The sequence below is a fragment of the Streptomyces sp. NPDC079020 genome, assembly GCF_044542225.1.
Classification (GTDB): domain Bacteria; phylum Actinomycetota; class Actinomycetes; order Streptomycetales; family Streptomycetaceae; genus Streptomyces.
The window spans coordinates 253,533-275,608 of the sequence record NZ_JBITUB010000008.1; the positions used below are offsets into that span (position 1 = coordinate 253,533).

The window sequence follows — 22,076 nt, forward strand, 5'->3', positions numbered from 1 at the left end:
GGGAGGCGCGGGCAGTGCCATGCACACGGGATTCCCGTGCACCGTGGGAGCGCTCCCATGCACCGATGCCGGAAGGTTCCTTCCTCGGAGGGGTGGGTGTCAAGACTTGAAGACGTTTCCGTTGCGCGAGCATGTCCATCGCGTCACGCGGTCACACCCTCCCGGCACCCCGGACGGCACGGCCCGCACCACAACCCGGCCCCGCCGCACCGCGAATGCCCGCAGGCCACAGGCCCGTCCACCGCAGCCGCACCCGCCCCGCCAGGAGCGGGAGCCCCCGCACACGCGGTCCGCCCGCCGTCCGGAAACAGCCCGCCGCGACAAGTCCGCGACGGCGGTACGGCCACCGGAAGGTGAACGAACCGCACTGCGGGGCACCGCACTCGGACCGTTCCCGCTCTCCCCCTCGGACACCTTCCGGGAGGAGAGCGGCCCACCCACGGGGAAGGCGGGCGGACATGGGGCCGTCGCGGTGAAGTGCCCGCACACCCAACCCCTGCTAATTTCACCCTTATGTCCCTTTTGATCACCAACTCCCCGATCAGTGAGTGAGGCAGGATGGGCGTCCTTCGCGACCATCCCGAACTGGCTCTCTTCCTCTGCCTCGCCGCCGGATATCTGGTGGGCAAGCTCCGCGTCGGACCGATCACGCTCGGCGGTATCTGCGGCACGCTGATCGTCTCGCTGCTGCTCGGCACCCGGCACATCAGCGTCGACGACGACGTCAAGACCGTCTTCTTCGCACTGTTCATCTTCTCGCTCGGCTACATGGCGGGCCCTCAGTTCTTCGCCAACCTCAACCGCAAGAGCCTGCGCTTCTTCACGCTCTGCCTGATCGAGCTGGTCTGCGTACTCGGCATCGCCTACGGGCTGGCCAAGGCCTTCGACCTGGACGTGGGGACCGCCGCCGGCATTCTGGCGGGCGCGGCCACCGAGTCCGCCGTCGTGGGTACGGCCACCGAGGCCATCGGCAAGCTCAGCGATCTGACCGCCGACCAGATCTCCCAGTACCAGGGACATGTCGCCACGGCGTACACGGTCTGCTATCTGTTCGGCCTGATCACCATCGTGCTCTACACCAGCCAGATCATGCCGATGCTGCTGCGCGTCAACCTGGCGGACGCCTCGCGCGAACTGTGGGAGAAGATGCGCGGCGGGGCGGCGGGGCTGGAGTCCGACGAGCGCGAGGCCCTGCCCGGCACGGTCGGGCGCACCTACCTGGTGACGCTGGCCGACGGGCGCACCATCGGTGAGCTGGGAGACCGCGCTCGGCGGCCATGTGACGGTCGAGGGCGTCAAACGCGGCAGCAAGCTGCTGACCCCCGCCCCCGGGCTGGAACTGACGCTCAGCGATCTGATCCAGGTCGTCGGGCGGCGCTCGGCCATCATCGCGGCGGGCCGGGAGATCGGCCCGGAGACGCCCGCGATTCCGGGCCTCGACACCCCGCTGGCCACCAAGCAGGTCGCCGTCACCGAGAAATCCACCCACGGCTCGACCATCGACCAGCTGGAGAGGACCCATCCCGAGTTCCGCGAGGACGGGGTCTACATCACCGAGGTCATCCGCAACGACCAGCAGCTGCCCGCCTCGGGCCGCACCACGCTCTACCGCGGCGACGTGCTGACCCTGGTCGGTGCGCGCGGCGGGCTAAACAAGCTGGTCGCGAAGATCGGCGCCGTGGTCAAGAACGACACGACCGACTTCATCTACATCGGGTTCGGCATCGTGGCGGGTTCGCTGCTCGGCCAGATCGTCGTCAACGCCGGGGACATCCCCATGTCGCTCGGCACCGGCGGCGGATGCCTGATCTCCGGGCTGGTCTTCGGCTGGTTCCGCTCCCGCAGGCAGACCTTCGGCGCGTTCCCGCCGCAGGCCGCGACCACGCTCAAGGACCTGGGCCTGGCGGTCTTCATCGCCTGCACGGGGCTGACCGCCGGGCCGCAGGCCTGGCCGCTGCTGAAGGAGTACGGGGCGCTACTGCCGTTCGCGGGCATCGCCATGGTGCTGATCCCCGCCACGGTCTCGCTGATCGTCGGACGCACGCTGCTGAAGATCGACAAGCCGCTGCTGATCGGTGCCATCGCCGGACAGCAGTGCTCGACCCCCGCGATCACCTCCATCACCCAGGTGGCCCAGAGCTCCGTTCCGCTGCTCGGTTACACGATCACGTACACGCTCTCGAACTTCCTGCTGCCCCTCACCGGGCCGATCCTCGTCGGCGTCCTAGGAGCCTGATGTGATCGACTTTCTCAACCGGAACATCTTCCAGCCCCACCCCGAACTGCTCGTCTTCCTCGTCATCGCCCTGGGCTTCCTGCTCGGGAAGGTCCGCTACAAGGCGATCGCGCTAGGCGCGGTGACGGGTTGTCTGGTCGCCGGGCTCGTGCTCGGCGCCCAGTTCAAGGTCCAGATCGACGACACGGTGAAGAACCTCTTCTTCATCATGTTCCTGTTCGCCCTGGGCTACCGGGTCGGCCCGCAGTTCTTCCGCGGCCTCAGGAAGGACGGCCTGCCGCAGGTCGTCAACGCGATCGTCGTCTGTGTCACGGGGCTGCTGGTCTCCTGGCTGTTCGCCGCCCTGCTCGGATACGGTCCCGGGCTCGGCGCCGGTCTGATGAGCGGCGCGCTCACCCAGTCGGCGGCCATCGGGGTCGCCCAGGACGCCATCGGTACGCTGCCCGGCCTCTCCTCCTCCGAGGTGAAGGCCCAGGAGAACCTGGTCGCGGTCGGGTACGCGGTGACGTATCCGCTCGGCACGATCCTGTGCGCGATGCTGCTGGCCAACGTCCTGCCCCGGCTGTACCGCAGGAACCTCGCCGAGGAGAGCGCGGAACTCGCCGCGGAGCTGGACGCCCCCAACGAGAGCCCCGACGAGGGCGAGGGCTACTACGCGGTGGTGCTGCGCGCGTACGCCCTCCAGCGCCCCGACCTCGTGGGCCGCACCGTCGAGGACTTCGAGAACCAGCAGAAGTCGCTCGGCCGACGGGTCTACATCACCGGCGTCCGCCGCGGCGGGACGGTGCTGGAGCACGACCAGTCACGGACCCTGGCGCTCGGCGACACCGTCGCCGTCAGCGCGCTGCGCCACGACCTGGTCGACTTCGACGCCCGTACGCACATCGGCGCCGAGGCCGACGATGTGGAACTGCTCGGCTACCGCACCGAGACGCTGCATGTCGTGGCCTCGGAGAAGGCCCAGCTGGGCCGGAGCATCGAGGAGCTGCGCCGAGAGCCGTTCATGGTCGGTGTCTACATCGACAAGCTGTACCGGGCCGGGGCCGAATTCCCCTACCGGCTCTCCACGGAGCTGGAGCGCGGCGACACGCTGGTCCTCACCGTGCCCGAGCGGCTCGTCGACCCGACCGGCAAGGAGCTCGGCAAGCCCGTGCCGACGAGTTTCGCCACCGACATGGTCTGGGTCGGCCTCGGCATCTTCCTCGGCGGCTGTATCGGTATTCCGGCGCTGACCGCGGGCGGGGTACCGATCTCGCTGTCCACCTCCGGCGGCGGCCTGATCACGGGTCTGGTCTTCGGCTGGATCCGCGGCAAGTACCCGACGTACGGCAATGTGCCGCCCGGCGCCCAGTGGTTCATGGACACGCTCGGGCTGTGCCTCTTCGTCGCGGTCGTCGGCATCAACGCCGGGCCCAGCTTCACCAGCGGGCTGTCCACGGCCGGCTGGGGGCTGCTCGTCCTCGGTGCGGCCGCCACCGTCGTACCGCTGATCGTCGGCTTCCTGGTCGGGCACCACATCCAGCGGATCAGGTTCCCGATCCTGATGGGTGTGCTGGCCGGCGGTCAGACCACGACCGCCGCGATCGGCGCCGTCAACGAGACCTCGAAGTCCCAGATCCCCACGCTCGGCTACACCATCCCCTACGCGGTGGGCAACGTCCTGCTGACGGTGTGGGGCGCCGTGATCGTCATCCTCAACCACTGAATCGCCCGGGAGCGGAGACCAGCATGCCCAAGACCCCCCTCAGCCGCGAAGAGATCCGGTCCTTCGCGCAGCTCAGCCCGTTCGAGCTGAAGGACAAGTTCATCAAGATCGCCCAGGCCGCGCAGAGCGACAAGCCCGGCCAGAAGGGCAAGACGACCCGGGCCATGCTCAACGCGGGCCGCGGCAACCCGAACTGGGTCGCCACGGGCCCCCGCGAGGCGTACCACGCGCTGGGCTACTTCGCCATCGCCGAGTCCCGCCGGGTGTGGACCGCCGACAACCTGGGCGGGATGCCGGAGGAGATCGGCTGCGCGGAGCGCTTCGACCACTTCACGCGTACGCACCCGGAGCTGCCCGGCATCGAACTGCTCAAGGCGAGCGTCGATCTGGCGGTCAAGCGGTTCGGCTTCGACCGCGACGCGTTCGTCCACGAACTGACGGACTCCTCGATCGGCGACAACTACCCGGTGCCGGGCCGGATGCTGCGCCACACGGAGGAGATCGTGCGCGGCTACGTCGCGGACGAGATGTTCGACCACCGGCCGCCCGCCGGGCAGAACCTGAGCCTGTTCGCCACCGAGGGCGGCACGGCGGCCATGTGCTACATCTTCGACTCGCTGCTGAAGAACGGGGTTCTGAAGCAGGGCGACCGGATCGCCCTGATGGTCCCGGTGTTCACCCCGTACCTGGAGATCCCGGAGCTGGACACGTACGGCTTCGACGTCGTCCACGTCGAGGCGAGCCTGTTCACGGAGACCGGGGTGCGGCAGTGGCGCTATCCGCCGGAGGAGGTCGCCAAGCTCGCCGACCCGACGGTCAGACTGGTCTGCTGCGTCAACCCCAGCAACCCGCCCTCGCTGGCGCTCGCGCCGCGGGTCGCCGAGCAGATCATGTCGATCGTCGCCGAGCAGAACCCGAACCTGATCATCGTCACCGATGACGTGTACGGCACCTTCGTGGAGGGCTTCCGCTCGCTCGCGGCCGAGCTGCCGCGCAACACGCTGCTGGTGTACTCCTACTCCAAGCACTACGGCGCCACGGGCTGGCGGCTCGGGGTGATCGGGCTGCACGACGACAACGTGATCGACGAGATGATCGCCGCGCAGAGCCCGGACCGGAGGGCCGGGCTGAACAAGCGGTACGGGACGCTGTCGCAGGAGCCGGAGAAGATCAAGTTCATCGACCGGCTGGTCGCGGACTCCCGGCAGGTGGCGCTGAACCACACCGCGGGCCTGTCGCTCCCCCTCCAGGTGATGATGGCGCTCTTCTCGCTCTTCGACATGCTGGACGAGGGCCAGGCGTACAAACAGCGCATCCGCGCCATCGTCCAGCAGCGCCTGGAACTCCTGCTGGAGGGCGTGCACATGAAGATCTCCGAGGACCCCAAGCGGGCCGCCTACTACATCGAACTGGACCTGCTCGCGGAGGCCGAACGCGTCCACGGGAAGCCGTTCGCCGACTTCCTGGAGAAGAACTACGAGCCGGTCGACCCGCTGTTCCGGCTGGCCGAGCAGACGTCGGTGGTGCTGCTGAACGGGGGCGGGTTCGACGGCCCGGAGTGGTCGGTACGCGTGTCACTGGCCAACCTCGACGACCTGGACTACCTGAAGATCGGCCACCATCTGCGGGCGATCTTCAACGAGTACGCGGAGGAGTGGAAGGCGCAGTAGGGGCGCGGCAACGGGGCACGTCCCGGGAGCTGTTCCGGGGTGTGCCGGGGGGCGGCGGCGGGAAGTGTGAGCCGGGGGCGGCGGGAGGCGCGGGCCGGGGGCGGCGGGAAGTGCGGGCCGGGCGTCCGGGGGCGGTGGGAGGTACGGGCCAGGAGGTACGGGCCGGGCGTCCGGGGGCGGTGGGAGGTACGGGCCAGGAGGTACGGGCCGGGAAGCACGGGCCAGGAGGTACGAGCGATACGGGCCGGGGAGCCGGCTTCTCCCGTACGGTGCAGTCGGCCACGGACGACAGCGGGACGGAGGCCACGCCGAAGGACCTGTGGGAGCTGTTCGGGGCGACGTATCTGACGCCGGGCCGGGACGGGGCGGTCGCCCTCGCCTCCTGGACGACGGACCGCACCCCGGACGGCGAGCACCGCTTCGTCCGCACGCTGCGGACGGACGACCACGAGGTCGCGGGCGACCACGGGGGCACGGGCAACGGCCCGGTGTCGGCGTTCACGCACGCGCCGGCCGGGGCGGGGATCGAGGTCGGGATCCTCGACTTCGTCCAGCACCCGACGGGGCGGGGCCGGGGCAGCCCCGCGACGGCCTACGTGGAGTGCCTCGTCGGCGGGCAGCGGCGCTGGGGGCGGGCCAGGACACCTCCGTGCTGACCGCCTCGGTGATGGCCGTGCTCTCGGCGGTGAACCGCGGCTGAGCCCGTGCGGCCCGGAGGGGGCTGCCTCCGGGCCGTCGGCCTCTCCGGCCCGGAGGGGCGGCCTCCGGGCCGGGGGTCCGTTCCGGCCCGGGGTCGTCCTCCGGGCCGGAGTGCGTCCTCGCGGGCCATGGGGGCGCGCGCCCCGGCCGGTGGTGGGGGGCCTGGGGTCCGGCCGGGGTGCGCGGGCGGTGGTGGCCGGCGGAAGTGAGGACGTGGAAGCACGCTAGCGGCACGGGTTCCGGCAAACGGAGCGATTCGGGCCCGTGCAGCGGTTCTTAGGGTGGGCTTAAGGAACCCATCGGCGCGGGTTAATGGTGCCGGCCCCCGGCGCCGCCGCTCCCGGCCTCCGCGTCCCGGCGGGCCGTTCGCCGCCGCTGCCGGCCCACCCGTCGGCCGTGGCCCCGCCCGCTCCGCTCCGGCCCGCTCCCGTGCGGCCCGATCCGGATCCGGACCTCCGTACCGCCGAGGACCGAGCGGCCGATCCGCAGGTCGCCGCCGGTGGACTCGGCCACCCTGCGCACGATGTCCAGGCCGAGCCCGGTCGAGCCCAGCGCGCCCGCCGCCCCGCCCCGGCCGCTGGAGCCGCGGGCCAGGGCCGCCTCCGGGTCGGCGATGCCGGGGCCCGCGTCGGAGACCAGCACGATCACCGCGTCGCCGCCGTGGTGCACATCGACCGCGAACGCGGTGCCCTCCGGAGTGTGCCGGAAGACATTGCCGAGCAACGCGTCGAGCGCGGCGGCCAGTTCGGGCCGGGCGACCGGGACGCGTACCGTACGGCCCACCCCCGCCAGGCGCACCTCGCGGCCCTCGTCCTCGGCGAGCGCCGACCAGAAGCCCATCCGCTCCCGGATCACCTCGGAGACGTCGCAGCCCGCGCCCGCCCCCGTCTGCACGCCCTGGGTCTGCGGGCGCTGCTCGCGGGCGGTGCGGATGATCGTGTCGACCTCGTGCTCCAGCTGCTCGACCGCCGCCCGGGTCTGTTCGGCGGCCGGTCCCTCGCCCAGCGAGGCGGCGTTGAGCCGGAGCACGGTGAGCGGGGTGCGCAGCCGGTGGGAGAGATCGGCGGCCAGCTCCCTCTCGTTGGCCAGGAGTTGCACGACCTGGTCGGCCATCGAGTTGAACGCGACGGCCGCGGAACGCAGTTCGGTGGGGCCCTCCTCCGGGACCCTGGTGCCGAGCCTGCCCTCCCCGAGGTCCTGGGCGGCGCCCGCGAGCCGCTGGGCGGGTTCCACCATCCGCACGCCGAGCCGGTCGGCGACCGCCACCGAGCCGACGATCAGGGCGAGGCCGACGCCCGCCAGCATCAGCCAGGCGGTGGTGACCCCTTTGGAGACCTCGCCCTCGGGCACGAACACCTCGACGACGGCGATGTCCCCGGAGCCCAGAGCCGTGGGCTGGAGCAGCACGGAACCGCCCCGCACCGCGGTGATGGAGGCGCGCCCCGCCTTCCTGACGGTCTCGACGTCCCGGCGGGGCGCGCGCCGGGTGCCGATCTCCAGCGCCGGGTGCTCCGGCTTGCCGGCGGTGGGGACATGAACGGCGAGGTGTCCCTCCTCGCCCGGTTCGGTGGACATGACCGCCCGGGTCAGTTCCTTGCGGTCGGTGGTGATGGAGAGGGTCGGGCCGATCATGGCGGCCTGCCGTTCCGCGTCGGAGAAGGCCCGGTCGCCGGCCATCTCCCTGACGACGAGAGCGAGCGGCACGGCGAACGCGATGACCACCATGGCGGTGACCGCCAGGCAGACCTTGACCAGGGCCCATCTCACGCGGGTGGCTCCGGCGCCGGGGGCTGGAGCTTCACGCCGACGCCGCGCAGGGTGTGCAGATAGCGCGGGCGGGCCGCGGTCTCCCCCAGCTTGCGGCGCAGCCACGACAGATGGACGTCGATGGTCTGGTCGTCGCCGTAGGACTGCTGCCAGACCTCGGCGAGGAGTTCCTTGCGCGGGACGACGACCCCCGGCCGTCCCGCGAGGTAGGTCAGCAGGTCGAACTCACGGCGGGTCAGATCGACGGCCACGCCGTCCAGTTCGGCCAGGCGGCGCAGCGGGTCGATGGAGAGCCCCCCGACCCTGATGATCCGCTGCGGCGGCCCCTCGCCTCCCGAGGCGCGCGAGCGGCGCAGCACGGCGGCCATCCGCGCCGAGAGGTGTTCGACCGAGAACGGCTTGGTCAGATAGTCGTCGGCACCGTCGTTGAGCAGCCGTACGATCTCGCTCTCGTCGTCCCGGGCGGTGGCGATGATCACCGGTACGTCGGTGATGGACCGGAGCATCTTCAGCGCCTCGGCACCGTCGAGATCGGGCAGCCCGAGGTCGAGTATGACCACGTCGAAGCGGAGGTGCGCGACCTCGCGCAGCGCTTCGAGCGCGGTGCCCACGCTCCGTACCGTATGGGATGCCTCGCTGAGGTGCCGGATGAGGGCGGAACGCACGAACTGGTCGTCCTCGACCACGAGCACACTTGCCATGGGCGGCACCGTACGCCATCGGCCCCCGCCCGGTCCCGCCCGCTGCGGTACGGGGACAGGACGGGCCCGGGTGGTGCAGGATGTCCCGGATGCGACGAGGACTCGTACACGCGATCGCGTGGACGCTCGCCACCGGGGCGGCGGTCACGCTGTCGTGGTGGGGTGTGCACACGGTGCTGGCGGGGACGGCGTACGACCCTCCGCTGGCCGTGCCGATCGCTCCGGGCGCGCGCCCGGAGCGGACCGGGCCGGCCGAGGCGGAGCGGGAACCCGTGGCGTCCTCGACGCACCGGGCCTCGCCCTCCGCCTCGCCGCGTGCGTCAGGCCAGGACGGCCAGGACGGTAGGGGCGGTGCGGACCGTGCGGCCGGGACCGGCGGCGGGGACGGGACCGGCCGCAACACCTCGGGCGTCGGCGCCACTTCGTCGCCGCCGCCACCGCGGCCGCCCCGGCAGCCGTCCCCCGCCTCCGCGAAGCCCTCGGCGCCCGCGGGCGAGGTGAAGGGGTACCGCACGGACGGGGGCCGGGTCGTCCTCGAACTGGGGAGCAGTTCGGCGAAGCTGGTCAGCGCGACGCCGGAGCCGGGCTGGTCGATGCAGGTGTGGACGAACGACGCCTGGATCCGGGTGGACTTCAGCGACGGGAACGCGAGGACGGACTCGGTGTTCTGTACCTGGAACGGCCATCCGCCGACGGTGCAGGTCGTCGAGCCGTAAGCCGTGGGCCGTGGGCCGTAAGCCGTGGCGGGGCAGGGGGCACGGGGGGGGGCTTGCGCGTCCCGCGCCTACGTGAAGGCCGAGGGGGGCGGGGCCGGGGAGGGTTTGGCGCCCTCGTCCGTGACGACCGCCGCGCCTCCGGTGAAGTCGGCGAGCGCCCGGCCGTGTTCGACGCGGCCGGGGTGCGGATCGCTCGCGACCCGGCGGGTCAGTTCGGCGACCGCGAGCGGCAGGTCGGAGGCGAGCAGCACGGCGTTGCCGAAGCGGCGTCCGCGCCACACGGTCGGGTCGGCGGCGAGCGCCAGTTCGGGGAAGGCCGCGGCGGCGGTGGCGACCTGGCCGCGCAGATGCGCCAGCGGCGGACCGTCGGCGAGGTTGGCGGCGTACTGCCCGCCGGGCTTCAGGACCCGGCGCACCTCGGCGAGGAATTCGGCGGAGGTGAGATGGGCGGGGGTACGGGCCCCGCTGAACACATCGGCGATGACGAGGTCGGCCCAGCCGTCCTGGATCCTGCCGAGCCCGGCACGGGCGTCCGTGGAGCGGACCCGGATCCGGGCCTGCGGGTCCAGCGGGAGTTCCCGGCGCACCAGTTGGACGAGGGCGGCGTCGAGCTCGACGATCTGCTGGGTGGAGCGGGGGCGGGTCGCGGCGACGTAGCGGGCGAGGGTGAACGCGCCGCCGCCCAGGTGGACGACGTGCAGCGGCTGCTGCGGAGGGGCGGCCAGGTCGATGATGTGGCCGATCCTGCGCTGGTACTCGAAGGAGAGGTACGTGGGGTCGTCGAGGTCCACGTACGACTGCGGGGCGCCGTCCAGCAGCAGGGTCCAGCCGCGCGGCCGTTCCCGGTCGGGTATCAGCTCGGCGCGGCCGCCGTCGACCGTCTCGGCCGCCCCGGCCCGCTCGCCCTTACCGGCCCGGCGCTCCTGCTTGCGCCCGGAGTCCTTCCGTGCGCCGGAGCCCCCGGCCGGCCCTCCTCGACGTGCCACTTCCGCTGATCCTCGCTCATGGGGTGCCGCGGCGTACCGCCTGCGGCGGGAGGAAGTCCTCCCCTCCGCCCATTATGGGCTCAGCTGCACTTGTCGGCCGCCTCGATCACCCGGGCCGCCTCGTCGAGCGCGGCCCGGAGCGCGGACGGATCGGTGACATGGGCGTCCTCGGCGGGCGGCAGCAGCCAGCCGGTGCCGGAGACGGACGGCTCGGCGGGGACGGGGATGCGCAGCCCGCGGCCGTCCGAGGACGTACAGGCGCTGCCGGGTACGTCCCAGGCCTCCGCGGTCCCCGGCGGCACCAGGAATCCCAGGGTGTCGCAGGCGCCGTCGTGCAGCACCGGGCCGACCGCCTCCTGGTCGGCGCCGCGGCGCAGGATGTCGACGGCCTCCAGACCATGGCGGGCCGGGACGGTGACGAGGTCGCAGGGCTCTTCGGCGGATCCGGCCGCCGGGGGCGCAGGATCGGGCGCCGCGCCCGCCACAGCCGCCGGGGCCGTGCCTGCCGTCGTGGCCGTGCCCACCGCCGGGGTCGCGGCCGTGTCCGCCGGGGCCGTCGTGTCGGCCGGGGCCGTCGTGTCGGCCGGGGCCGTCGTGTCGGCCGGGGCCGTCGTCGTAGGGCCTGCCGGGATCGTGGTCGTGTCTGTCGGGGTCGTCGCGGTCGTCCGTGAGCCGGTCTCCGAGCCGGGATGCAGCAAGGGAACCCCTCCTCTCATCGCCCGACGGAGCCACACTCCGTCTCCACATGTACCAACGCGCCGACCCCGTCAAGGGCTACGGCGCCACGCCGCCGCAAAGGGTGGCAGTTCATGGCGGATCGGAGGTGAGTTGTCCCTTTTGCCGAGAAACGCAGCGTGTGCACCTCGTCACAGCCGGTACGTTCGTGCCTCGCCGGGACACCGGAAGCAGGAGTCCGGCCGCACCAGAAAGGGCCCCGTCATGGTGTCGACACGGGCAGTTCCCAACCTTGTCTTCCGGCGACTGCGCGGCCCGCGTTCGGCGGGAGAGTTCGCGGCGGCCGTGCGCAGGGCCGCCCGCGAGATCGGCGAACAGGTCGCGTGCGACGCCCGGTACATCGGCCGCGTGGAGTCCGGCGAGATCCGCTGCCCCAACTACGCGTACGAACGGGTCTTCCTGCACATGTTCCCGGGGGCGTCCCTGGCCGACCTGGGGTTCTCGGACCGGGAGAGCGTACGGGGGAGGGGGGCGCGGGAGACGGCGGGGACGCCTGAACGCCCGGCGGTCCCGGCGGTCCCGGCCGGCCGGGCACCGGGGCCGACCGCGCCCCGGCCGCCCACGCCCCCCTCTCCACCCCTGGCCCCGCCCCTGTCCCTGCCTCCGGCCCATTGCCCGCCCCCCACGCTCCACAGCGACATCGACGAGGAGAGCGACGTGCTGCGTCGCGTGTTCATGACGAGCGGCACCACCACGGTGGCAGCCGCGTCCCTGCGGCCCGGCCGCGCCGCGGCCGCCGCCCCGGTCTCCCTGCCCGTACAGCGACGGGTCGGCGAGGCCGAGGTGAGCGCCGTGGAGAAGGCGGTGCGGCAGATCCGGCTGCTGGACGACCGGCACGGCGGCGACGGGCTCTACCGGCGTGCGGCGCAGCCGCTGCGGGCCGCCTACGCGCTGCTGGACGCCGGGACCACCGCCCGGCGTGCCACCGCGGACCGGCTGCACGCGGGCGCGGGTGAGCTGGCCATCTCCGTGGGCTGGCTGGCCCATGACTCGGGCCGCTTCGAGGACGCGCGCTCGCACTACGCGGAGGCGCTCGCCACGGCCCGGCTGGCCGCCGACTCGGCGCTGGAGGCGCACGCGTTCTGCAACACGTCGTTCCTGGCGCGGGACACGGGCCGGCCGAGGGAGGCGGTCCGCGCCGCGGAGGCGGGGCAGCGGGCCGCCCGCGCGCTCGGCTCGCCCCGGCTGCTGGCGCTGCTCGCGCTGCGGGAGGCGGGGGGCCGGGCGGGACTCGGCGACCGTACGGGGTGCGACCGGGCGATCGGCCGGGCCCGCGCGGCCTTCGAGCGGGGACCGGCCCCCGCCGATCCGGAGTGGATGTCCTTCTTCCGGGACGCGGAGCTGGAACTGCTGGAGGCACAGTGCTGGTCGGCGCTGGGCGACTGGTCCCGGGCCGCCCGGCACGGGCGGCGCGCGGTGGCGCTCCAGGACGCGCACTTCACCCGGAACCTGGCACTGTACCGGGCTCAGCTGACGGGCGACCTGGCACGGGGAGGCCTGGCCGACGAGGCGGCGGCGACGGGGCACCAGGTCCTGGACCTGCTGGACCGGGTCCAGTCCTCCCGGATCCGGGGAATGCTGGCGGGGGCGGCACGGGTGCTGGAGCCCCGGGGCGGGGCGGCCGGGGTGGCGGCGTTCCTCGACCGCCACGCGGAACGGGGAACGCGCGCCTGAGCCGGAGACGGCGGCGCCCCGCCCCACGCCACGGCCCGAGGGCGGCCATGACCCGAGGGCCGCACGTGGCCTGAGGCCCAAGGGCCGGGCCGCACGTGGCCTGAGGCCGTTGGGCAGCCTGCGGTCTGTGGACAGCCACGGTCCGCGGGACGGCCGGAGGCCCGAGGGCGGCCCGGAGCTCCCCCGGGCGCGGGCCCCGCTACCGCTCCAGGTGTCCCGTGTCGTTCCAGCGCTCCATGGCGGGCATCCCGTACGCCCAGCCCAGCACCGACAGCGACGTCGGATCCAGCCTGATCCGGGCGCCGAAGGACAGGTCCTCGCCCAGCCAGCGCGCCCCCAGCGCCCGCAGGATGTGCCCGTGGGCGAAGACCAGGACGTCCCGGTCCGCCGAGCGCGCCCAGCCCACGATCTCGTCGGCGCGGGCGGAGACCTCCGCCGTCGTCTCGCCCTCCGGGACACCGTCGCGCCAGATCAGCCAGTCCGGACGGTCCGCCCGGATCTGCGCCGGGGTCAGCCCTTCGTACGCCCCGTAGTCCCACTCCATGAGCGCGTCCCACGGCTCGGCCCGCTCGCCGAACCCGGCGATGTCGCAGGTCTCGGCGGCCCGGACGAGCGGGCTGGTCCGCACCTCGACCCCGGGCAGTCCCGCCCACGGCGCCCGGTGCAGCCGTTCCCCGAGCAGCTTCGCGCCCGCGCGGCCGGTGTCGAGGAGCGGAATGTCGGTCCTGCCGGTGTGATTGCCCTGGACGGACCACTGGGTCCGGCCGTGCCGGGCGAGCAGGATTCGCGGTGCCATGACGGCTCTCCCTGGAAGGTGAAACGCTGAACAGGTCCCGGACTGCGGTGGCCAGGACGGCGACGGGGGGACGTCCACGAGGTTCCGGGCCCGGTCGGGGGCGGGGCCTGTTCGTCCCGCTCCATCATCGCTCACGTGCCCGTCGGGCAACCTCCGGGGCCGTATCCGCGTCCCTCTCTCCGCAGTGCCGTTCCGCCCTCCGCCCGCGACCGGAACGGCATATGCACGGGGCGTCCGAAAGGGACCCCCCGGGGGGAGTGGCGGCTCGTGACCACCGTACGGTTGAACGCCCGCCGTCAGCCGTATGAACATGGGGAGAGCTACCGGATGCCGCACGCCACCGCCGCGAACGTGCCCGGCCACCGGCCCCGCTGGTGGACGGAACTGCCACTGATCGCCGTGGTCTACGGACTCTATTCGGCGGGCCGGCTCGTGGTCCGCGGCGATGTGTCGACGGCGGTCGACCACGGGCTGGCCATCCTCCGCCTGGAGAAGGCGCTCCACATCAACGCCGAGCATCCGCTCAACCGGCTGCTGACCGACACCCCGTCGCTCGGGATACCCGCCGACTTCGCGTACGCCTCCCTGCACTACCTGGTCACCCCCGCCATCCTCATATGGATGTTCCGGCGCAGGTCGGCCGCCTACCGTGCGGCCAGGACCTGGCTGATGACCTCGACCCTGCTCGGCATGATCGGCTTCACGCTGATGCCGACCTGTCCGCCCCGGCTGCTGGACGCCGGGCACGGCTTCGTCGACACGATGGCGCAGTACAGCGCGTACGGCTGGTGGGGCACCGGGGCCAGCGCGCCGCGCGGGCTCAGCGGAATGACCAACCAGTACGCGGCGATGCCGAGTCTGCACGTGGGCTGGTCCGTGTGGTGCGGCATCCTCCTGTGGCGCCACGGCCGCCATCCCCTCGTTCGGGCAGCGGGCATCGCCTATCCGCTGTTCACCACTCTGGTGGTGATGGGCACCGCCAACCACTACTTCCTCGACGCCGTCGCGGGCGCCGCCGTGATGGGCGTCGGAGCGCTCCTGACCAGGCCGGCGATGCGGCTGGCCGACCGGATCAAGGACCGGTTCCGGGCGGCTCCGGCCCCCGTCGCCGCCGCTGTCTCCGCGACGAAGTCCCCGATTGTCAGTGCCGGATGCAAGACTTCCGCGGGTGAGCGAATCCCCGGCCAGCGGACCTCCTCCGCAGATTCCACCGACGCGGCACGAAGCGACACCGAGCTTGGCGGCACGGAGCGAGGCGACACGGCACGAAGCGGCACAGCGGCGAGCGACGACGCTCCGGCAGCGGCTCGCTGAACTGCGCGGCCCGTCCGTCCTCCCGCACCCGCTCGACGCCCGCGCGCTGGCCGCACTCGCCGCGAACCCCGGCTGCAAACGCCGGGCCCTGCTCGACGGCGCCGGGGTGGACAAGGCCGTGCTCGCCGCCGCGCTCGGCTCCCCCGCCTCCTTCGGCCAGTCCCAGTTCGCCTTCATGCGGGGCAACGCGTTCGAGGCGAAGGTCAAGGCCGACGGCGGTACGGCGCTGCTGCGCCTGCTCCACGAGCGGCTCGGGGACGGCGGCGAGGCGCCGGGCGAGGTGCGGGTGCCCGATCTGACGGCGGCCGGGCCCGAGGGCCGGGCCGCACGCACCGCGCTCGCCCTGCGGGAGGCGACCGCGGCGGACGCCTGGACGCTGCTGGACCACCCGATGCTGGCCCTGGAGGTGGCGGGAACGCCCGCCTATCTGGAGCCGGACGCGGTGGTGGTGCACCCCGGCGGCCGGTGGACGGTCGTCGAGATCAAGTCCTTTCCCATGATCGACAGCTCCGCCGACGCGGCGAAGGTCGGCGCGGCGGCCCGCCAGTCCGCCGTCTATGTGCTGGCGCTGGAGCGGGTCGCGGCGGTGACCGAAGGCGCCGACGTCGGGCACCGGGTGCTGCTGGTCTGCCCGAAGGACTTCTCCAACCTGCCGACAGCCTCCGTCGTGGACGTGCGCAAGCAGCGCGCCGTCACCCGCCGCCAGCTGACCCGGCTGACCCGTATCGAGGACATCGCGGCGGCCCTGCCCGAGGGGACGACGTTCGACCCGGAGTGCTCACCGCAGGAGCTGGACGCGGCGGTCGAATCGGTCGGCGCCGCGTACGCACCGGAGTGCCTGGCGGCGTGCGAGCTGGCCTTCCACTGCCGGTCCAGGTCCCGGGCCGAGGGCGCGGTGGAGTCGCTGGGCCGCAGCGTGCGGGGTGAGCTCGGCGGGCTGACGACAGTGGCCGAGGTACTGGCCGCCGCGGCGGGCGAGAAGGGCGACCCGTCCGATCCGACGGTCGCCGCCCTGCGCAGGGCGGCGGCGCTGCGCGCGGAGGCGCTGGAGACGGCGGCGGCGCGGGCCGCGACACCGGGGAGCACCGCTCCGTACGCGGAGGCGCTGGAGGGCACGGCCGCATGTCGCTGATCAATACGCTGGCCCGGCTGGAGGCCGTGGAGAGCGGCCGCGCGCAGCCGATGGCCACCGTCCGCCACCGCCATCTGACCGCCGCACCGCTGGTGCTGGTGCCGCTGACCACGGCCGGTGAGGCGGGCGCCCCGCTCGGGGCCCTGGTCGGGACGGACCGCGAGGCGCCCCGGCTGCTCGCGGTCGCCCAGCCGCGCGACCGCGATCTGCGGTTCGCGTTCCTCGCGGAGCTGGCCGAGACCGTCCTGCCGCACATCGAGGGGTACGAGGACGTCGTCGAGCCCGCCGAGCGCAGCGAGGCCGATCCCGGGACCGGCAAGAAGGTCAAGGTCGAGGTCGAACTGTGCGCGGACGCGGCCCAGTTGATCGTGCCGAGCCGGGCGGGCATCGAGTTCGTCCGGCTGCTGGGGCGTTCGATGCGGTTCCGGCGGACCGCCGAGGACGACCCCGACACCCCCTACCCGGCGCCCGTACGGGTGCCCCTGCTCGGCCGCTGGCTGACGCACTACGGGGAGCGGGCCCGGGTGCCGGGCTCCTCGCTGCTGCTCGCCACCACGGACCTGCTGAACCGGCACTGGGCGACCGGGCAGAGCAGTCTGGAGGACCAGCATCTGGGGGCGCTGCTCGCCTGGATCGACCCGCCCGAGGGCGGGTCGGGGGCGGCTGCGGCGCTCCGTGCGGAGCTGGCGCGGGACCCGGGCGGCCAGTTGCTCTGCCCGCCCGCCGGGCCGGCCACCGACCCGGCGTTCGACAACCGGCTGCTGGCGCCCGCGATCGAGCGGTACGACCGGGCGCGCACCGAGCTGGCGGCGGCCGAGGACGGGCTCGCGGCGGATGCCCGGCTGGCCGGTCTGAGCGATGCCGAGCGGGAGATCCGTTCGCTGCTGGCCGGGGTGCTGCTGCCCACCTGGGACGCCGTGTGGCGGGGGCTCGATCTGCTGCGCGCGCTGCCGGAGGGGGCGAGGGCCGAGGAGCGGTGGACCCGGGACCGCTGGTCGTTCACCGGCCACCGGGACCGGGTGCGCTCCGGTGAACCGCCGCAGCCGCGCCGGGACGACGCGGTGACGGCGGCGCGGAAGCTGGCCTCGCGGGAGACGGCCCAGGCGCAGCTGGACGCGCAGGAGGCGCTGGACGATCCGCTGGTGCTCGCCGGACGCCGGCTCTCCGGTGAGGCGTTCCTCGCGGAGGTGACGGAGGTGGAGATGACGTACACCGAGTCGAAGCGCCCCTCGCCGCGCCCGCTGGTCACGGTCCGTACGACCGAGCGCCCGCATCTGGGCGAGCGCACCAAGGTGTACCGCTCGCTGGACGGGAAGCCGCAGACCGCGGAGTTCGCGTGGTACGCCGCCGGGGACCCGGCGGACGACGGCGCGGCGGACACCGGCGCTACGGGCGACGGCGCGGACGGGGCGGCGGACGGGGCGGGCGAGATCCTGCTGGTGCTGCGCGTCCTGGACCGGATGGGGCGCGGCAAGGAGCCGGCCCCCGGTTCGGTGCCGGAGCCCGGCGACCGGATCGCCTGGACCCTGTTCGAGCACGATCAGCGCGGCGGCCCGGCGCTGCCGGACCCGGAGGAGACCCCGTGGACCCACGGCGGCCCGCCGGGCGCGATGGCCGGACACCCGGAGAACCCCGACCCCGTGACCTCGGAGGACCTGCTGTGAAGGCCGTGTTCGACCCGGGTGCCGAGGCGGCACGGGCGACCGACGCGATCCTCGGCGACACCCTGCGCGGCACCTCGCGCGGGATCGTCGTGGACTCGCCGCCGGGCGCCGGGAAGTCGACCCTGGTGGTCCGCGCCGCGCTCGAACTGGCCGCAGCGGGCCACCCGTTGATGGTGATCGCGCAGACCAACGCACAGGTCGACGACCTGGTGGTGCGCCTCGCGGAGAAGGACCCGGAGCTGCCGGTGGGCCGGTTGCACAGCAGCGACTCCGATCCGTACGACAAGGTGCTGGACGGCCTGGCCAACGTACGGAAGTCGGCGAAGGCGGCGGATCTGGCCGGGCTCGACATCGTCATCTCGACGGCCGCCAAGTGGGCCCATGTGAAGAACGTGGAGCCGTGGGGCCACGCGATCGTCGACGAGGCGTACCAGATGCGTTCGGACGCGCTGCTGGCCGTCGCCGGGCTCTTCGAGCGGGCGCTGTTCGTCGGCGACCCCGGCCAGTTGGACCCGTTCTCGATCGTCGGCGCGGACCAGTGGGCGGGGCTGAGCTACGACCCGTCGGCGAGCGCGGTCTCCACCCTGCTGGCCCACAATCCGCAGCTGCCGCAGCACCGGCTGCCGGTGTCGTGGCGGCTTCCGGCGTCGGCCGCGCCGCTGGTCTCCGACGCGTTCTACCCGTACACCCCGTTCCGCAGCGGTACGGGCCACGGGGACCGGCGGCTCTCCTTCGGTGTCGCGTCGGACGGATCGGGTCCGGACCGGGTCCTGGACGAGGCCGCGGGGTCGGGCTGGGGGCTGCTGGAGCTTCCGGCCCGGCACACCCCGCGCACCGACCCGGAGGCGGTACGGGCGGTGGCCCTGGTGGTGCGCCGGATGCTGGACCGGGGTGGCGTCGCGACGAGCGAGCGGTCCGCGGACCCCGTGCCGGTGACGGCGGACCGGGTCGCGGTCGGCACGGCGCACCGCGATCAGGCGGCGGCGGTCCGGGCGGCGCTCGCGGAGCTGGGTGTCACGGGCGTGGCGGTGGACACGGCGAACCGGCTCCAGGGCCGTGAGTTCGATGTGACGGTGGTCCTGCATCCGCTGTCCGGGCGCCCGGACGCGACCGCCTTCCATCTGGAGACGGGCCGCCTCTGTGTCCTGGCCTCGCGCCACCGGCACGCCTGTGTCGTGGTGTGCCGCGAGGGGGTGGCGGACCTGCTGGACGAGCACCCGTCGACGGAGCCGGTGCAGCTGGGGGTCACGGTGAAGTTCCCGGACGGCTGGGAGGCCAATCACGCGGTGCTGGCACATCTGGCGGAGCACCGGGTCCGGTGGCGGCCGTGAGATCCGCCGGCGGCGCCGACGTCCGGTGACAGCCCTGAGGGAGGTCCGACCCTCAGGGCCCGGAGCGCGGGGCGGGAAGCACTCTTGCGCGGGGTTGGACAATGGAGGGTGGCCGTCCGGCCGCCCGAAGGAGGAACACCACATGGCACAGCCCGAGCGGAACGAGCGCCGGAGGCTGCGTCCCGCACCGCTGCTCTTCGAGCCGTCGGAGGCGGTCGCCGATCCCGAGCACTTCTTCGACCTGGAGTCGATGGAGGACCCGAAGGACCTGCTGGCCCGCGCGACGGAGCTGACGCACGCGTTCCGGGCGGCGACCGACCGGGCGGTCGAGTTCCAGGCGATGGCGGCGGCGCAGCTGGCCGACCCGCGCCGGTTCGACCGGCTCACGACGGCGGATGTCGCGGAACGCGCGCAGTGGACCGAGGACTACGCCAAGAAGATGATCGAGTTCGGCCGGTCCCTGCTCAGCAATCCGAGGTCCTGACCGCCCGCCGGTCCCGGGCCCGGCACCGACGAATCCCACGCCCCGGCCGCTCGCGCACCCCGGCGCCGGCCCCCGCGCATCCCTGGCCCCAGGGATCCCGCGGTCACTCCGCGTATGACCCCTGGCATATGCCGTCGGGCAAGATACCCCTTCGGCTTCCGCGCTGTCCCGGTTTTCGCAACTCTCGGAATCGATCCGGTCACTCCCGGTAGACCTGTCTCCATGAGCGCATGGCTGCAAGACGAAACGACCCGGCAGGCCGGTGCCGCCGAGCACCACGGCGTCGACATCTTCGCCCTGCTGCGGGACCACGCCGCCCATCAGACCGCTCAGATCACCGCGGCCGGTGCGGCGTGGCTGGCCGGGGCCACGTCCTATCCGCGCAGCACGCTGTCGCAGTGGGAGGCCCGTCCCGGTGCGCCCGGCGTGCTGCCGTGCGGCTCCGCGTTCGACGTGGTGAATGTGCCGGCCCTCTTCGGTCGCCGGATGCTGGAGCGGCTCTGGGCGGAGGGTCCGGGCTCGGGCCCGGTCGCCACGCACCGCGGCCGGATGCTGCTGTTCGCGGCCCCCGGCACCGCCCAGCGGCTGCCCTCGCTGCTGGCCTGGGAGGAGTGGGGCGGCGCCGCCGCCGAGGGCTCGGAACGGCACCCGGAAGGGGGCCCGGGACAGGAGCACGCGCAGGAGCGGGCCATGCCCCCGCTGCTCTGTCACGGCACCGGCGACGCGGTGACGGTCCCGCCCCTGACCTGCGCTCCCAGCAGTTCCGGCCCCCGCTGGGTGGTCGCCCCGGACACCCGTAATCCATGGCTCCCCGGCCCCGACGTGATGCTCTGGGCATGCGTACGGGTGGGGAGGTCGGCACCGCTCGCGGCCACCGGTAATCCGATTTTTCCTCCGGCCGATCCGGATGCTAATGTCTACGACGTCAGCAGGCGCCGTTAGCTCAGTTGGTTAGAGCAGCTGACTCTTAATCAGCGGGTCCGGGGTTCGAGTCCCTGACGGCGCACAGACAGAAGAAGCCCCTCGCGCGAGCGGGGGGCTTCTTCGTTTCAGGCACCGGTGGCGATCCGGACCGTCCAGGAACCCGACGGGGTGCGGTCGGCGACCTCGATCCTGGTCCGCTCGCCGGGCACGGTGAACGTTTCGCCGACCCCGAGCGGGGCGTCGGCGAGCGGCGGGTAGACCGACCGGTCCCAGCAGGACTGGGTGTCCGGGTGGGTGTCGATCACCTCGACGGGACCGCCGCCGGACGGCGTCCCGTTGCGGATCCGGTAGATCAGGACCCCCTCCGAGCAGGTCGTCCGGTCGTTGCCGGTGGCGCTGCGGGCCTCGATGGCCAGCGCGCTGCTCTCGCCCGTCCTGACGACGGCGAGCCGGGTCCCGAGGGACCCGCCGGGGACGGGGGTGGTGGAAACCGGCTCCAGGGTGAGATCGGCCTCCCCCTGGACGCAGACCACCTGGCGGCCGTCGAGCCAGCCGAGCTTCCACTTGTGCCAGCCGAACAGGTCCGGTGCCAGTCCGAACTGGCTCCCCATGACGTCCCAGTCACCGACGTACGTGTCCCAGTCACCCTTGCCGTCCGTGGGCCGGTGATAGAGGTCGGCCAGGTCGAAGACATGCCCGGTCTCGTGTGCGAGAACGTTGCGGTCCGGCGGATGCTGCTCGAAGACGGTGACGACGCGCCTGATGTCCGTCCCGTCGGCGCGCAGCGGCCGGTCGAAGTTGACGACCTTGGTGGCGTCGGAGTCGACACCGGGAGCGTCCGGGTCGGCGACGAGATAGACGATGTCGTACGTGGAGAAGTCGACCTCGCTGTCGGCCGCTTCGATCGCGTCGCGCAGATAGGCGGTGCGCCGCCCCGAGTCCCAGTCGCGCTCTATGCCGTACCAGCCGGCCGGGTGCGGCATCCGCGTCCAGCGCTGCCGCGGGTGCGGGCGCAGGGTGAACTTTCCGTAGCTGGCGCGCTGGAAGAAGCGGGTGGTCGCGGGGAAGTAGTCGGCACTCAGCACCTCCGGGGCGAGGGCCGGCTCGGAGCCGGGGAACGAGAGGAAGATCATGACCGCGTCGAGCGTGCGGTCGGGGCGGGGGTAGGAGCCGTTCCAGTTGTCCAGTCCCAGCGAGTGGTGCGCGGCGGTACGGGGCAGGGCGCACGGACCCGCGTCACCCGTGGCGGCCACGGCGGGGCCCGCGACGAGGGACATGGCGGCAAGCGCCGCGAGGGAGGTCAGAGCGGCCGCGACACCGCGCAGACTCGGCCTTTCCACTCCCCCGGCTCCGTGCTGACGCGGCACATCTACCTCCGGGTGGCGAAACGCGGAACACCTCAACCACCCTGTGCCGGTTAGCGGCGTCACGCCCTGCTGGACTGCCCCACACGGGTCAGACGCCACCCCTTCCGCCGATCCCGCCACCGACCCCTCCGCCGACCTTCACGGACAGTCACGACCACCCACCGGGTTCCCCTCG

The 22,076-nt window shown here is 73.1% G+C and carries 17 protein-coding genes, 1 tRNA gene and 1 pseudogene; 13 read left to right on the forward strand and 6 right to left on the reverse strand.

The annotated features are described in order from the left end of the window. Positions 1 to 558: 558 nt before the first annotated feature. From aspT (ACIGJO_RS19145) to ACIGJO_RS19160, 4 genes and pseudogenes are all read left to right on the forward strand, one after another. Positions 559 to 2,236 (forward strand): annotated as a pseudogene (gene aspT / locus ACIGJO_RS19145) (aspartate-alanine antiporter). Between the two features lies 1 nt (position 2,237). Beyond that, positions 2,238 to 3,941 carry an aspartate-alanine antiporter gene (gene aspT, locus ACIGJO_RS19150; protein ID WP_399959422.1) on the forward strand — a complete coding sequence of 568 codons (1,704 nt, stop codon included), beginning with the start codon at positions 2,238 to 2,240 and terminating at the stop codon, positions 3,939 to 3,941. A gap of 23 nt (positions 3,942 to 3,964) precedes the next feature. Then, the gene (locus ACIGJO_RS19155; RefSeq protein ID WP_399959424.1) at positions 3,965 to 5,611 is read left to right on the forward strand and encodes a bifunctional aspartate transaminase/aspartate 4-decarboxylase; all 1,647 of its coding nucleotides are present in this window, start codon (positions 3,965 to 3,967) and stop codon (positions 5,609 to 5,611) included. Between the two features lie 269 nt (positions 5,612 to 5,880). Further along, on the forward strand, positions 5,881 to 6,267 hold the full coding sequence (locus ACIGJO_RS19160; protein ID WP_399959426.1) for an alpha-isopropylmalate synthase regulatory domain-containing protein: 387 nt from the start codon (positions 5,881 to 5,883) through the stop codon (positions 6,265 to 6,267). A gap of 352 nt (positions 6,268 to 6,619) precedes the next feature. Here the strand turns inward: ACIGJO_RS19160 and ACIGJO_RS19165 are convergent, their stop codons facing one another. Continuing rightward, positions 6,620 to 8,077: a sensor histidine kinase gene (locus tag ACIGJO_RS19165; protein WP_399959428.1), complete on the reverse strand. Its 1,458-nt coding sequence runs from the start codon at positions 8,075 to 8,077 to the stop codon at positions 6,620 to 6,622. Beyond that, on the reverse strand, positions 8,074 to 8,778 hold the full coding sequence (locus ACIGJO_RS19170) for a response regulator transcription factor (RefSeq protein WP_399959430.1): 705 nt from the start codon (positions 8,776 to 8,778) through the stop codon (positions 8,074 to 8,076). Before ACIGJO_RS19170 ends, ACIGJO_RS19165 begins: the two co-directional genes overlap by 4 nt. Positions 8,779 to 8,867: 89 nt before the next feature. Here ACIGJO_RS19170 and ACIGJO_RS19175 point away from each other — a divergent pair, with 89 nt between their 5' ends. After that, on the forward strand, positions 8,868 to 9,494 hold the full coding sequence (locus ACIGJO_RS19175; RefSeq protein WP_399959433.1) for a hypothetical protein: 627 nt from the start codon (positions 8,868 to 8,870) through the stop codon (positions 9,492 to 9,494). 68 nt (positions 9,495 to 9,562) lie between these two features. Here the strand turns inward: ACIGJO_RS19175 and ACIGJO_RS19180 are convergent, their stop codons facing one another. Together ACIGJO_RS19180 and ACIGJO_RS19185 are read right to left on the reverse strand one after the other, a co-directional pair. Continuing rightward, on the reverse strand, positions 9,563 to 10,480 hold the full coding sequence (locus ACIGJO_RS19180; RefSeq protein WP_399959435.1) for a spermidine synthase: 918 nt from the start codon (positions 10,478 to 10,480) through the stop codon (positions 9,563 to 9,565). A gap of 80 nt (positions 10,481 to 10,560) precedes the next feature. Further along, the gene (locus tag ACIGJO_RS19185; RefSeq protein ID WP_399959742.1) at positions 10,561 to 10,965 is read right to left on the reverse strand and encodes a hypothetical protein; all 405 of its coding nucleotides are present in this window, start codon (positions 10,963 to 10,965) and stop codon (positions 10,561 to 10,563) included. A 454-nt stretch (positions 10,966 to 11,419) separates the two neighbouring features. Between ACIGJO_RS19185 and ACIGJO_RS19190 the strand changes: the two genes are divergently transcribed. Continuing rightward, a complete protein-coding gene (locus tag ACIGJO_RS19190; protein ID WP_399959437.1) occupies positions 11,420 to 12,889 on the forward strand; it encodes a tetratricopeptide repeat protein in 1,470 nt (489 codons plus the stop codon). 199 nt (positions 12,890 to 13,088) lie between these two features. Here ACIGJO_RS19190 and ACIGJO_RS19195 read toward each other — a convergent pair whose 3' ends face one another. Further along, positions 13,089 to 13,685, reverse strand: coding sequence for a histidine phosphatase family protein (locus ACIGJO_RS19195; protein WP_399959439.1), 597 nt, complete (start codon positions 13,683 to 13,685; stop codon positions 13,089 to 13,091). A 327-nt stretch (positions 13,686 to 14,012) separates the two neighbouring features. On the opposite strand from ACIGJO_RS19195, the gene ACIGJO_RS19200 reads away from it, so the two are divergent. The 7 genes from ACIGJO_RS19200 to ACIGJO_RS19230 all read left to right on the forward strand — a co-directional run bounded on the left by ACIGJO_RS19200 (position 14,013) and on the right by ACIGJO_RS19230 (position 20,616). Then, positions 14,013 to 14,999 carry a phosphatase PAP2 family protein gene (locus ACIGJO_RS19200; protein ID WP_399959744.1) on the forward strand — a complete coding sequence of 329 codons (987 nt, stop codon included), beginning with the start codon at positions 14,013 to 14,015 and terminating at the stop codon, positions 14,997 to 14,999. Positions 15,000 to 15,105: 106 nt separating this feature from the next. Next, positions 15,106 to 16,131 carry a hypothetical protein gene (locus ACIGJO_RS19205; protein ID WP_399959746.1) on the forward strand — a complete coding sequence of 342 codons (1,026 nt, stop codon included), beginning with the start codon at positions 15,106 to 15,108 and terminating at the stop codon, positions 16,129 to 16,131. After that, positions 16,122 to 17,795 (forward strand): hypothetical protein, encoded by a 1,674-nt coding sequence (locus ACIGJO_RS19210; RefSeq protein ID WP_399959441.1) that lies wholly within the window; start codon positions 16,122 to 16,124, stop codon positions 17,793 to 17,795. Before ACIGJO_RS19205 ends, ACIGJO_RS19210 begins: the two co-directional genes overlap by 10 nt. Continuing rightward, positions 17,792 to 19,126 carry an AAA domain-containing protein gene (locus tag ACIGJO_RS19215; RefSeq protein WP_399959442.1) on the forward strand — a complete coding sequence of 445 codons (1,335 nt, stop codon included), beginning with the start codon at positions 17,792 to 17,794 and terminating at the stop codon, positions 19,124 to 19,126. Before ACIGJO_RS19210 ends, ACIGJO_RS19215 begins: the two co-directional genes overlap by 4 nt. A 142-nt stretch (positions 19,127 to 19,268) precedes the next feature. Next, a complete protein-coding gene (locus ACIGJO_RS19220; RefSeq protein WP_399959444.1) occupies positions 19,269 to 19,610 on the forward strand; it encodes a hypothetical protein in 342 nt (113 codons plus the stop codon). Positions 19,611 to 19,832: 222 nt separating this feature from the next. Further along, positions 19,833 to 20,552: a bifunctional DNA primase/polymerase gene (locus ACIGJO_RS19225; protein ID WP_399959446.1), complete on the forward strand. Its 720-nt coding sequence runs from the start codon at positions 19,833 to 19,835 to the stop codon at positions 20,550 to 20,552. After that, positions 20,543 to 20,616, forward strand: a tRNA-Lys gene (locus tag ACIGJO_RS19230). The genes ACIGJO_RS19225 and ACIGJO_RS19230 overlap by 10 nt, the downstream gene beginning before the upstream one ends. 43 nt (positions 20,617 to 20,659) lie before the next feature. Here ACIGJO_RS19230 and ACIGJO_RS19235 read toward each other — a convergent pair. Further along, entirely contained in the window at positions 20,660 to 21,901 is a 1,242-nt protein-coding gene (locus tag ACIGJO_RS19235; protein ID WP_399959448.1) for a M6 family metalloprotease domain-containing protein, read from the reverse strand. Between the last annotated feature and the right edge of the window lie 175 nt (positions 21,902 to 22,076).